This window comes from Glycomyces niveus (assembly GCF_017592475.1).
GTDB lineage: Bacteria > Actinomycetota > Actinomycetes > Mycobacteriales > Micromonosporaceae > Glycomyces > Glycomyces niveus.
In genome coordinates this window covers 121,304-133,714 of record NZ_JAGFNP010000006.1, presented here as the reverse complement: position 1 = coordinate 133,714, position 12,411 = coordinate 121,304, and the positions used below count along the sequence as shown (strand labels likewise).

12 protein-coding genes and 1 pseudogene are annotated in these 12,411 nt (G+C 69.0%); 9 read left to right on the top strand and 4 right to left on the bottom strand.

What is annotated here, in order from left to right; genetic code table 11:
* Nucleotides 1-7 precede the first annotated feature (7 nt).
* The 9 genes and pseudogenes from J5V16_RS13135 to J5V16_RS13095 all read left to right on the top strand — a co-directional run bounded on the left by J5V16_RS13135 (nt 8) and on the right by J5V16_RS13095 (nt 9,290).
* Complete coding sequence (locus tag J5V16_RS13135) at nt 8-622, top strand: cob(I)yrinic acid a,c-diamide adenosyltransferase (protein ID WP_208496733.1); 615 nt, start codon at nt 8-10, stop codon at nt 620-622.
* Between the two features lie 172 nt (nt 623-794).
* Nucleotides 795-1,781 (top strand): ABC transporter substrate-binding protein, encoded by a 987-nt coding sequence (locus J5V16_RS13130; RefSeq protein ID WP_208496732.1) that lies wholly within the window; start codon nt 795-797, stop codon nt 1,779-1,781.
* A 91-nt stretch (nt 1,782-1,872) separates the two neighbouring features.
* Complete coding sequence (locus J5V16_RS13125) at nt 1,873-3,396, top strand: sugar ABC transporter ATP-binding protein (RefSeq protein WP_208496731.1); 1,524 nt, start codon at nt 1,873-1,875, stop codon at nt 3,394-3,396.
* A complete protein-coding gene (locus tag J5V16_RS13120) occupies nt 3,389-4,432 on the top strand; it encodes an ABC transporter permease (protein WP_208496730.1) in 1,044 nt (347 codons plus the stop codon). Before J5V16_RS13125 ends, J5V16_RS13120 begins: the two co-directional genes overlap by 8 nt.
* Nucleotides 4,429-5,457 (top strand): ABC transporter permease subunit, encoded by a 1,029-nt coding sequence (locus J5V16_RS13115; protein WP_208496729.1) that lies wholly within the window; start codon nt 4,429-4,431, stop codon nt 5,455-5,457. Before J5V16_RS13120 ends, J5V16_RS13115 begins: the two co-directional genes overlap by 4 nt.
* A 134-nt stretch (nt 5,458-5,591) precedes the next feature.
* Nucleotides 5,592-6,470, top strand: a pseudogene (locus tag J5V16_RS25735) (ABC transporter ATP-binding protein); the annotation flags it as partial.
* Between the two features lie 73 nt (nt 6,471-6,543).
* Nucleotides 6,544-7,395, top strand: coding sequence for an ABC transporter permease (locus J5V16_RS13105; protein WP_208496727.1), 852 nt, complete (start codon nt 6,544-6,546; stop codon nt 7,393-7,395).
* 40 nt (nt 7,396-7,435) lie between these two features.
* Nucleotides 7,436-7,630 (top strand): helix-turn-helix transcriptional regulator, encoded by a 195-nt coding sequence (locus J5V16_RS13100; RefSeq protein WP_205324374.1) that lies wholly within the window; start codon nt 7,436-7,438, stop codon nt 7,628-7,630.
* Between the two features lie 151 nt (nt 7,631-7,781).
* Nucleotides 7,782-9,290: an alkaline phosphatase D family protein gene (locus J5V16_RS13095; RefSeq protein WP_307792952.1), complete on the top strand. Its 1,509-nt coding sequence runs from the start codon at nt 7,782-7,784 to the stop codon at nt 9,288-9,290.
* 45 nt (nt 9,291-9,335) lie between these two features.
* On the opposite strand, the gene J5V16_RS13090 is transcribed toward J5V16_RS13095, so the two are convergent.
* The 4 genes from J5V16_RS13090 to J5V16_RS13075 all read right to left on the bottom strand — a co-directional run bounded on the left by J5V16_RS13090 (nt 9,336) and on the right by J5V16_RS13075 (nt 12,401).
* The gene (locus J5V16_RS13090; RefSeq protein ID WP_208496725.1) at nt 9,336-9,773 is read right to left on the bottom strand and encodes a DUF2550 domain-containing protein; all 438 of its coding nucleotides are present in this window, start codon (nt 9,771-9,773) and stop codon (nt 9,336-9,338) included.
* A 3-nt stretch (nt 9,774-9,776) separates the two neighbouring features.
* Nucleotides 9,777-10,058, bottom strand: coding sequence for a F0F1 ATP synthase subunit epsilon (locus tag J5V16_RS13085; RefSeq protein ID WP_208496724.1), 282 nt, complete (start codon nt 10,056-10,058; stop codon nt 9,777-9,779).
* A gap of 163 nt (nt 10,059-10,221) precedes the next feature.
* Complete coding sequence (locus J5V16_RS13080) at nt 10,222-10,899, bottom strand: Crp/Fnr family transcriptional regulator (protein ID WP_030144656.1); 678 nt, start codon at nt 10,897-10,899, stop codon at nt 10,222-10,224.
* Nucleotides 10,900-11,204: 305 nt separating this feature from the next.
* Nucleotides 11,205-12,401: a MarP family serine protease gene (locus J5V16_RS13075; RefSeq protein WP_208496723.1), complete on the bottom strand. Its 1,197-nt coding sequence runs from the start codon at nt 12,399-12,401 to the stop codon at nt 11,205-11,207.
* Between the last annotated feature and the right edge of the window lie 10 nt (nt 12,402-12,411).

Here is a 12,411-nt window from a genome sequence, read left to right as displayed (position 1 = left end):
TCGGTGCATGGCGGTCAATCTCACCAGGATTTATACGAAGACGGGCGACGACGGCACGACCGGGCTCGCCGACTTCTCCCGCGTCCCGAAGACGCATGTCAGGCTCGCGGCCTACGGCGACGTGGACGAGGCCAACGCGGTCATCGGCGCGGCGCTCGCCCTGCAGACGGGGGAGATCGGGGAGCGGGAGCGGGAGATCCTGCTCGCGGTCCAGAACGACCTGTTCGACGTGGGCGCGGACCTCTCGACGCCGGTGTCGGAGGCCCCGAAGTACCCGCCGCTGCGGATCGACGACTCCTACGTGACCCGGCTCGAGGGCTGGATCGACGAGTGCAACGCCGACCTGGAGGCGCTGCGGTCGTTCATCCTGCGCGGCGGGACCCCGGGCGCGGCCCTGCTGCACCAGGCGTGCACGGTGGCGCGGCGGGCCGAGCGGAACACATGGGCCCTCCTCGAGGCCGAGCCGGACACCACGCATCCGGTGCCGGTGACGTACTTGAACCGGCTCTCGGACCTGCTGTTCGTGCTCGCCCGCTGCGCAAACCGACGGCTCGCAAGCAGCGCCGAGGGTGCGAACCCGGGCGGGGACGTGCTGTGGAAGCCGCGCGGATCGCAGGCCTGAAATCGCTATCTACGCTGCGATTTCATCGGCGTGTTGCTGAATCGTTACCGCTTTACAGCTGCTTTACGGCTTGACGAGACCGGTAACACAGGTGAGGATATGAGCGGTAACATGCGTTCACGCAAATATCCAAAACCCTCAGATTCAACACGCTTGAAAGGCGACCCCCAACGTGTTCAAGAAAGCTCTCGCCGGCATCGGCGCCGGTGCACTCCTCTTCGGACTGACCGCCTGCGGCGGCGGTGGTGACGACTCGGGCGACGGCGGTGGCGACGGCCTTGTCATCGGCTTCGCCCAGGTCGGCGCCGAGTCCGCTTGGCGTACCGCCAACTCGGCCTCGATCCAGGCCGCGGCCGAGGCCGCCGGCCACGAACTCAAGTTCGTCGACGCTCAGCAGGAGCAGGAGAAGCAGATCGCCGCGGTCCGCGACTTCATCACCCAGCAGGTTGACGCCATCGTCCTGGCACCCGTGGTCGAGACCGGCTGGACCGACGTGCTCCAGGAAGCGGCCGACGCCGAGATCCCGGTGATCCTCGCCGACCGCGGCGTCGAAGCCGCCGACGAGGACCTGTACGTGACCCGCCTGGGCTCCGACTTCGCCGAAGAGGGCCGCAAGGCCGGCGCGTGGGCGGCCGAGACGTTCGCCGACGACGCCGACGGCACCAAGATCCTCGAGCTCCAGGGCACCACCGGCTCCGCCCCGGCGAACGACCGCAAGTCGGGCTTCTTCGAGGTGCTCGACGCCGAGGGCCTGAACTACGAGATCGTCGACTCCCAGTCGGGCAACTTCACCGCCGAAGAGGGCAAGGCGGTCATGGAGACCTTCATCACGACCCACGGTCTCGACGGCATCGACCTGCTGTACGCCCACAACGACGAGATGGGCCTCGGCGCGATCCAGGCCATCGAGGAGGCCGGCAAGGTCCCGGGCCAGGACATCCAGATCATCATCGTGGACGGCTCGAAGGCCGGCTTCCAGGCCGGTGTCGACGGCAAGGTCAACTACATCGTCGAGTGCAACCCCGCCTTCGGCGACCAGCTCATGGACGTCGTCGAGTCGGTCGTGAACGGCGACGAGGTCGAGAAGTTCACGCCGGTCGAGGAGGGCGTCTTCGACGCCACCCAGTTCGAGGCCGAGCTCCCGAACCGCCAGTTCTAAGCGGCATCACCGAGGTCCGGGCGGGTCATAGCGGCCCGCCCGGACCTTTCCACTCAAGCGTCTTCCAACCCCACAGCGAAGGTCCAATCCCATGTCTGACGACCCGATCGTCCAGATGACCGGGATCAGGAAGGACTTCACCGGTGTCCGCGCCCTCGACGGCGTTGACTTCACCCTCAGGCCAGGAGAGATCCACGCCGTCATGGGGGAGAACGGCGCCGGGAAGTCCACTCTGATCAAGGTGCTCACGGGCGTCCACCACCCGGACGCCGGCGAGATCCTGCTCGACGGGAGGCCGGTCCGGTTCCACAGCCCGGGCGCGGCCCAGGCCGCCGGGATCTCCACGGTCTACCAAGAGGTCAACCTCACCGACAACCTGTCGGTGGCCGAGAACCTCTTCGCCGGGCGCGAGCCGCGCCTCGGCCCGTTCATCAACTTCCGCGCCATGCGACGCAAGGCGAAGGCACTCCTGGACGACATCGGGATCGACCTCAACGTCGCCGCGCCGCTGTCGTCGTACTCGATCGCGATGCAGCAGCTCGTGGCGATCGCCCGCGCCGTCGACATCGAGGCCAAGGTCCTCATCCTCGACGAGCCGACCTCCTCGCTCGACCGCGACGAAGTCGCGGTGCTCCTCGGGGTCATGCGCCGCCTGGCCGAGAACGGCACCGCGATGGTGTTCATCTCGCACTTCCTCGACCAGGTCTACGAGATCTGCGACCGGATGACGGTGCTGCGCAACGGCCAGCTCGTCGGCGAGTGGGCCACCGCGGACCTGCCGGAGAACGCGCTCATCGGGCACATGCTCGGCCGCGAGGCCGCCACGCTCGAGCAGATCGAGCGCACTGCCGCCGCGCACCACGTCGAGGACGAGGCGCCGCTGGTGCAGGCGACGGGCCTGGGCCGCAAGGGCTCCATCGCGCCGTACGACCTGGAGGTGCGCCGCGGCGAGGTCGTGGGCCTGGCCGGGCTGCTCGGCTCGGGGCGCACGGAGACGGTGCGGCTCATCGCCGGCGCCGACCGCGCCGACTCGGGCTCGCTGGTCTTCGACGGCGAAGCGACCGGGTTCCACAACCCGCGCACCGCTTCGGCGCGCGGGATCGCGTACTGCCCGGAGAACCGCAAGACCGAAGGGCTCGTAGGGGACCTGACGGTCGCCGAGAACATGATCCTGGCGATGCAGGCGTCGCGCGGGTGGGCCCGGTCGATTCCGGTGGCCCGCCGCGACAAGCTGGTGGCCGAGTTCATCGAGAAGCTCGACATCCGCCCGGCGAACCCGGACATGCCCGTCAAGAACCTCTCCGGCGGCAACCAGCAGAAGGTGCTGCTCGCCCGCTGGATGCTCATCGAGCCGAAGCTGCTCATCCTCGACGAGCCCACGCGCGGCATCGACGTGGGCGCGAAGGCCGACATCCAGAAGCTCGTCGCCGAGCTGTCGGCGGACGGCATGTCGGTGCTGTTCGTCTCCGCCGAGCTCGACGAGGTCACGCGCCTGTCTGACCGGATCGCGGTCCTGCGCGACCGGGAGCTCATCGCGGTGCTCGAAGCCGAGGCGGACATGACGACCGAGAAGATCGTCGACACGATCGTGGCCGGGGGGCACGGCAATGAGTAGTTACGCCAAACGGCTCATGTGGCCGGTGCTCGTCCTGGTGGCGCTCATCGTCATCAACGTCAGCGTCACCGGCTTCGACTTCATCGTGCCGCACGTCAACGACGGCCGCCTCTCCGGCGCGTTCGTCAACATCCTGCGGCGCTCGGCGCCGCTGCTGCTCATCGCGCTCGGCATGACGCTCGTGATCGCCACCAAGGGCATCGACCTCTCGGTCGGCGCGGTGTACGCGATCGGGGCGGCCATCGCCTGCCAGATGATCATCGACGCGCCCGACCAGTCCGCGGCCGGGCTCATCTTCTCCGCCATCGCGCTCGCGCTCGTCGTCACCGCCGTGATCGGCGCGTGGAACGGGACCATGGTGGCGTACTTCGGCATCCAGCCGATCGTCGCCACACTCATCCTCATGATCGCCGGGCGCGGCATCGCGCAGCTCGTCACCGGCGGGCAGATCCCGAAGGTCGAGGACTCGAGCCCGTTCACGCAGCTGGGCCGCGGGGAGCTCTTCACGGTCCCGCTGCCGATCGTCATCGCCGTGCTCATGCTCGTCGCGCTCGCGCTGCTCACGCGCCGCACCGCGCTCGGGATGCTGCTCGAATCGGTGGGCGGCAACCCCGAGGCGAGCCGCCTCGCGGGCATCCGCGCCAAGGGCATCACCGTCCTGGTGTACCTCGTGTGCGGGCTGTGCGCCGGCCTCGCCGGTCTCATCGGCGCGGCCAACCTCGGCAGCGCCGACGCCAACAACGGCGGCCTGTGGATCGAGCTCGACGCGATCCTCGCCGTGGTCATCGGCGGCACCGCGCTGCTCGGCGGCCGGTTCTACCTGCTGGGCACCGCGATCGGCGTCGTCATCATCGGCACGCTCGAGGACACGATCATCAACGTCGGCCTCTCCAGCCAGTGGCAGTTCACCGCGAAGGCCATCGTCGTCTTCGTCGTCGCGCTGCTGCAGAGCCCCGAGTTCCGGGGCTGGATCCTCAAGCCGTTCAAGCGGAGGCCCGCGGCCCCCGCGCCCGCCAAGGAGGTCGCGGCGAAATGAGCACGCAAACGCTGACGGAGCGACCCGCGCGCTCGACGCTGTTCGACGGCGTCACCAGGTACATCCCGATCGGCGCCACCGTGGCGCTGCTGCTCGTGCTGTACCTCGGCGGGATCGCCAGCTTCCCGAAGTTCGACAGCCCGCAGGTCGTCGCGAAGCTGTTCATCGACAACGCCCCGCTCCTGATCATCGCCGTCGGCATGACGTTCGTGATCCTCTCGGGCGGCATCGACCTCTCCGTGGGCTCGGTGATGGCGTTCTCGACGATGTGCTGCGCCTGGCTCACCGTCGACGCCGGGCTCAGCGCCCCGCTCGTGGTCGGGCTCGTGCTCGCCTTCGGCACGCTCTGGGGCCTCGGGATCGGCGCGGTGATCCACTACTTCAACGTGCAGCCGTTCATCGCGACCCTGGTGGGGCTCTTCCTTTTCCGCGGCCTGACGCTGCAGATCTCCGACACCGACGTCTCCATGCGCGACATCCAGTTCTTCCACTGGGGCATGGAGCACCTCGTCGAGGTCGGGAAGATCCGCACCGGCGGGTTCTGGCTGCCGAACCTCTCGTTCGTGGCCTTCGCCGTCGTGATCGTGGCGTTCGTGGTGCTGCACTACACGCGCTTCGGGCGCGGCGTGTACGCCGTCGGCGGCTCCGAGCAGTCCGCGCTGCTCATGGGCCTTCCCGTGGCGCGCACCAAGATCGGCGTGTACGCCGTCAGCGGGTTCTGCGCGGCCCTCGCCGGCGTCATGGCCGCCATGGGCACCAAGAGCGCCAACCCGCTCGCCAACGTCGGCGCCGAACTCGACGCGATCGCCGCCGTCGTCATCGGCGGGACGCTGCTCACCGGCGGCGCCGGCTTCGTGCTCGGCACCGTCGCCGGGGTCATGGTGTGGGGCCTGCTCAACACCCTGATCGCCTTCCAGGGGGACCTGTCCTCGTGGTGGGCGCGCATCGCGATGGGCGTGCTGCTCCTGGCGTTCATCCTGCTGCAGCGCGTGCTCGCCCGCTCGGGCGAGAAGCGCCGGACCTAGACCTCACTCTCCGCACCGCGAGGGCCGCCCACCAGCAGGTGGGCGGCCCTCGTCGTTATGGGATGGCGGAGTTCTACGGCGATATGTAGTATGTGTGCTATCAACGAACGAACTGCTACTGCGGAGAGTTGACCATGGGACACCCCCCGGCTTACGACGGGCCCGCCATCGCCGTGTCCGACCTGCGGATGCGCTACGGCGACAAAGACGTGCTCACCGGGCTCGACCTCGAGATCGAACCCGGCGGTGTCACCGCCCTCCTCGGCCCCAACGGCGCCGGCAAGACCACCACGATCGAGATCCTCGAAGGCTTCCGCGCCCGCTCCGCCGGTGACGTGAAGGTCCTCGGCACCGACCCGGCCACCGGCGGCGAGGCCTGGCGCGCGCAGCTCGGCGTCGTCCTCCAGGAATGGCGCGACAACGGCAAATGGAAGGTGCGCGACATCGTCGCCCACTTCGCCGAGTACTACCGGCCCTACGCCGAGCCCTGGGGCGCCGGCGAACTGCTCGAACTCGTCGGCCTCACCGCGCAGGCCGGGCAGCGCGTGCAGACCCTCTCCGGAGGCCAGCGTCGCCGCCTCGACGTGGCCCTCGGCATCATCGGCCGGCCCGCGCTGCTGTTCCTGGACGAGCCGACCACGGGCTTCGACCCGCACGCGCGCCGCGAGTTCCACGAGCTCATCCACCGGCTCACCGACCTCGACGGCACCACGATCCTGCTCACCACCCACGACCTCGACGAGGCCGAGAAGCTCGCCGAGCGGATCCTCATCCTCGCGGGCGGGCGCATCATCGCCGACGGCTCGCCCGACCAGCTCGCGCGCGCCGCTTCGACCACGGCCGAAGTGAAGTGGATCCAGGACGGGCGGCTCCAGATCCACGCGACCGAGGACGCCACCGACTTCGTCCGCAAGCTCCTCGCCACCGACGACGGCAAGGTCACCGAGCTCGAGATCCACCGCGCCAGCCTCGAAGACGCCTACCTGGAACTGGTCGCCAAGTTCGAGGCCGGGGAGACCGCGACCGCCGTCGACGCCTTCCTCGCCAACTTATGGCCCGCAAGCTTCGCCAAGAGAGAGGTCACCGATGAGCACCAACACCCTCCACGAGTACCGGACCGGCTGGAAGCGGGCGCTGATCGAGACGAAGGTCTCGCTGACGTCCCCGGGGGACCTGATGGGGTTCCTCATGCCCACCGGCATCGCGATCGTCGTGCTGCTCTTCATGCAGCGCGCCGACTTCGAGGGCGCACCGGTGTCCTTGGGCGCCATGAACATGCCGAGCCTCATCGGCATGAACGTCGTCTTCGGCGGCATCACCGCGATGGTCGGCGCGCTCGCGATGGACCGCACCAACGGCACGCTCCTGCGCGCCAAGTCGATGCCCGGGGGTATGACCGGCTACCTCGTCGGGCACCTCCTGTCGACCGCGATGTTCATCGGCGTCACCGTCGTCGCGCTGCTCGCCGTGGGCCTGCCGCTGTTCGACGGCCTCGAGTTCGGAACCCCCGACCGGTGGCTGCTGTTCATCGCCGTGCTGCTCATGGGGATCATCGCGGCGCTGCCGATCGGCGCCGTGCTCGGGGCGATCATCGACAACCCGCGCAACATGGGCCTCGTGATCTTCCCGGTCATGGGCCTGGTCGCGATCTCGGGGATCTTCTACCCGATCACGGCGCTGCCGGGCTGGCTGCAGGGGATCGGGCAGGTCTTCCCGATCTACTGGATGGGCCTGGGGATGCGGCACGCGCTGCTGCCGGACGCCATGGCGGCGGTGGAGATCGGCGGCGAGTGGCGCACCGCTACCATGTTCGCCGTGCTCGCGCTGTGGGCCGTGGCCTCGATGGCGTTGGCGCCCAGGCTGCTGCGGCGGATGTCGCGGCGCGAATCGGGTTCGGCGGTGGCGGCGCGCCGGGCCGACATGCAGAGGGACTGGTGATCGAGCCGTGGCGGGGGACGAGGTCTACAACCGGATCGCGATGCTGCGCGCCGAGCGGGGCGTCTCGCGGCGGCAGCTGGCCGACGCGCTCGGCGTCCACTACCAGACCGTCGGCTACCTCGAACGCGGCGAATACAGCCCGAGCCTCCACCTCGCCCTGAAACTCGCCGAGTACTTCGAAGTCCCGGTGGAAGTGGTCTTCTCGACCAAGCCCTTCCCCAGGATCGGCGCCTGAACCGCACACCCGCCCCGCTCCCCGGCAACACCACGGCGAAAGCCGACCGGGGAGCGGGGCCTTCTTTGTTCACCTCAGCGCCACTGCTGCTTCGTCCGCGGCTGGTTGGGTGAGGCTTGATCAACGAACCCCACGGTTATTGGAGACGACAGTGCAGATTGCTCGGCGGCGGCTGCTGGCCGCCGGGGCGGGCGGCGCGATCCTTCTCGGGACTCCCGGGATCTCGTACGCGTCCTCGCGCCCCCAGCTCACCCACGGCGTCCAGTCCGGCGACGTGACCGACCGCGGCGCGATCCTGTGGACGCGCGCCGACCGCGGCTCGGCGATGCGCGTCGAGCTCGCGACCCGCCCGGACTTCAAGCACGCCAGGGTCATCGACGGCCCGGCGCTCACCGAGGCCACCGACTTCACCGGGAAGGTGAAGCTCAGGGGACTGCGGCCCGGGCAGCGGTACCACTACCGCGTGCGGGCCGAGGGCGAGCGGGAGTCCGAGCCGCTTGAGGGCTCGTTCACCACGGCCGCTTGCGAACCCGCCGACATCACGTTCCAATGGTCGGGCGACCTCGCCGGTCAGGGCTGGGGGATCAACCCCGACTTCGGCGGCTACCGGATCTTCCAGGCCATGGCCGACGCCGAACCGGACTTCTTCCTCTGCTCGGGCGACTTCGTGTACGCCGACGGCCCGCTCGTCGAATCGGTGGCGCTGCCGGACGGCACGACGTGGAAGAACACGCTCGTGGACGAGAAGCTCAAGGTCGCCGAGACCTTGGACGAGTACCGCGGCCAGTTCAAATACAACCTCTTGGACGAGAACCTGCGCGCTTACTTGGCGCGGGTGCCGATGGTGAACCAGTGGGACGACCACGAGGTCACCAACAACTGGTACCCCGGGGAGATCTTGGAGCTGCCGCAGTACACCGAGAAGCGCGTCGACGTGCTCGCCGCGCGGGCGCGGCAGGCGTTCGCGGAGTTCACGCCCGGCGGGTTCGGCGCGACCGACGAAGCGGGCCGGATCTACCGGAGGATCGCGTACGGGCCGCTGCTCGACGTGTTCGTGCTCGACATGCGGACCTTCAAGAGCGCCAACCCGGACGCGGACGGCGCGACCGGCGAGGTGCTCGGCGCGACCCAGCTGGCGTGGCTCAAGCGCGAACTGCGCCGCTCGAAGGCGACGTGGAAGGTGATCGCGGCGGACCTGCCGGTCGGGCTCGTCGTCGGCGACGGGACCGGTGCGCAGGAAGGCGTCTCGAACGGCGAGGGCGGCGCGCCCGGCGGCCGCGAGACCGAGATCGCGGACCTGCTCTCGTACGCCAAGCGCGAGGGCGTGAAGAACATGGTGTGGCTGACCGCGGACGTGCACTACACCGCGGCCCACCACTACAGCCCCGACCGGGCCGTGTTCCAGGACTTCGACCCGTTCTGGGAGTTCGTGTCCGGGCCGCTCAACGCGGGCGGGTTCGGGCCCAACAAGCTCGATGCGACCTTCGGCCCGGAGGCGGTGTTCGTGCAGGCGCCGCCGGCCGCGAACACCTCGCCCGCGCAGGGCTTCCAGTTCTTCGGCGAGGTCGGCATCGACGCCGAGACCGAGATGTTCCACGTGTCCCTCAAGGACCTCGACGGGAACACGCTGTTCTCGAAGACGCTCGAACCGGCCGCTTAAAAAGCGGGAACGCCTCCTCCGAGGAATCGGAGGAGGCGTTCCGTCTCAGTCTCTGCCGCTGTAGAACTCGGCTCCGGGCGGGGCCGCTTCGAGCCAGGAGAGGAAGCCGGTGACCGCCGAGGTGGTCATCGCGAGCTCGACCTCGCCGGTCGTGCTCTTGCAGCGCAGGATCGCCACTTCCGGGGGGAAGATCTGCGCTTCGGGGCCGGCCGGCTTGCGGCGCTCGGAGACCTGCACGTCGTGGCGCAGGAGCGAGTAGCGCGGGCCGAACGCGAGGGAGAACATCCGGTACCAGCGGAGCGTGCCGCGCTCGTAGACGGCGAAGCCGGGGGCCCAGCCGCGCCCTTCCATGTGCCGGGAGAGCCTGGCGGCCATGGCCACCGAGCCCGAGCGGGACAGGAAGGAGCGGCGGACGTAGGTCAGCACCAAGAACACCGCGACGGCCGCCGCCAGTGCGGCGACGACGAGCAGTGCCTTCAGCATGCGCTACGCCGAAGCGGGGGCGACCGCCTCGGCGGTCTCGGCGAGGATGGTGACGCCGTCGGTGGTGACCGACAGGAACCCGCCCTCGATCTTCCAGGCCAGTTCGGCGCCGTCGACCGGCTGCACCCGTACGGTGCTGTCGACGCGCAGCTCGCCCAGCAGCGGCTGGTGCTTCGGGAGAATGCCCAGTTCGCCTTCGGTGGTGCGCGCGTACACGGCCTTGGCCGTGCCGGACCACACCTTCGAGTCGACTGCTACGACTTCGACGTTCAGTTGCCCTGCCACAACGCTCCTTCAGCAGACTCCGGGATGGTTACCGGAAGTCTAGACGGGCGCGGCCGCGAACGTCGAATCGGCCAAGGGGCGTGATCGAAGGATCACCCCATCGAGCTGGGCAAGTAGAAAGGCCCCCGGCATCGCCAGGGGCCTCAATGTTCATCCGTGAGCGTTACACGCGGGCGCGCCGAGCCAACCGCTCGGGGTCCATGATGATGACGCTCTTGCCGTCCAGGCGCAGCCAGCCGCGGCCGGCGAAGTCGGCGAGGGCCTTGTTCACGGTCTCGCGGGAGGCGCCGACCAGCTGGGCGAGCTCTTCCTGCGTGAGGTCGTGGGTGACGCGCAGGACGCCGCCGTCGCGGGTGCCGAAGCGGCTCGCCATGTGCAGCAAGGCCTTCGCGACACGGCCGGGCACGTCGGTGAAGATGAGGTCAGCCATGGAGTCGTTGGTGCGACGCAGCCGGCGGGCTATCACCCGGAGCAGCTGCTCGGCGATCTCGGGGCGGTTGGCCAGCCAGGGGCGCAGCGCCGTCTTCGACAGGCGGGCCAGGCGGGTGTCGGTGAGAGCGGTGGCGGTGGCGGTGCGGGGACCGGGGTCGAACAGCGCGAGCTCGCCGACCATGTCGGACGGGCCCATGACCGCGATCAGGTTCTGGCGGCCGTCGGCCGAGCGGCGGCCGAGCTTCACCTTCCCGGACATGACGATGTACAGACTGTCACCCGGCTCGTTCTCGGTGAAGACGGTCTGGCCCTTGTTGACGTCGATGTACTCCATCTCTTTGATGAGCGACTCGACAGCTTCGGGGTCTACGCCCTTGAACAGGGCGGCCCTGGCCAATACATCTTCCATGTCCGTTCGCACCTTTCTTCAACGCACCGCTAGTGCAAGTACTGAGTCTATGCCTCTTGTCCGCATTGCGGGAGCGAGACCCCCGTAAATCCACATGCGCACCGTAGACGCCGAAATCGACATTCGTATCCGAATGAATGCGTTCCGCCGGTTCCGAGCGTCACCCCGAGAGACTCACCACGCCGTCTCAGCAGGGTTTATCTTCCGGAAAACGGAAAGCGTCGACAGCGACCGGTACAGCCTACCTGCAATGTGACGCCACGCCCAGTACCAGGCAATGGCGTAATCCCACAGGAACCCACAGATCACGTGCACGATCCGGTGCCGACCGGACCCGAGGCGGTGCGCCCCGCGTCCAGGACGGGCGCGGACTCGTCCATGGTCAGCGCGTATCCGGTCTCGGGATCGTCGACCGCGGCGGCGAAGATGACACCGATCACCTCGCCGGCGGGGTTGAGCAGCGGGCCGCCGGAATTGCCGCCGATGATGTGGGCGTAGAGCTGGTAGACCTCGCGGGTGACGGTGCCGGCGTCGTAGATGTCCGGGCCGGTGACGATGCGGGCCTCGCGGACGCGCGCGGCCGTCGCCGTGTACGGGCCGCCCGCCGGGTAGCCGAGGACGATCGCGTCGTCGCCGGACGCGGCGGTGTCGGACCGGAGCGGGAGCGGCGCGGCGTCGAGCTCGGGCACGGAAAGGATCGCGAGGTCCTTCTCGGGCTCGAAGACGACGACCTCGGCGTCGTACAGGTCGCCGTCGGACTCGACCTGGACGTCGTCGGTGCCGGCGACCACGTGCGCGTTCGTGGCCACGAGGCCGTCGTCGTAGACGAAGCTGGAGCCCTCGATCTGGCGGTCGCACGAGGGCGCCGAGCCGTGGACCTTGAGGACCGAGTCCTCGGCGTTCACGACCACGCCGGACGCGGCGAGCTCGGGGTCGGGCGGCGCGACCGAGCGGGCCTCGGTCGGGTCGAGGCCCGAGAACACGTCCGGCATCCCGGAGGTGTTGAGCGATTCGCGCATCGACTCGTAGACGCCTTTGACGGCCTCGGGCATGTACTCGTCGATGCCGCTCACGAGGCTCGAGTTGCGCACGGCCGAGGCGACGGCGGGCATCGAGGAGTTCGCGAGCGGCGCGGCCGCGACCCAGGTGACCAGGAGGACCGCGGCGACCGAGACGATCGGGCCCGCGAGGTGGTCGAGGCGCTTGGAGCCGTCGCGGCGCAGGCGCTTGCGGAGCCGGTAACCGAGGGAGGTGGCGAGTGCCATGCCGCCCAAGGCGAGTGCGAAGACGACCAGGAGCGAGGCGATGAGCTTCGCGAGCGCCTCGGAGTAGAAGTCGGCGGCGAACGGCGCGAGGTTGATGCCGAGGATCGCCCCGCCGAGGAAGCCGATGAACGTGGTCGCGGAGGCGATGAAGCCCTCGCGGTAGCCGTTGATGGCGAACAGGAGCGCCAGCAGCACGATCACGACATCGACGAGGAGTCCCGCGGTGGTCGGCTCCATGCGCCCCTCC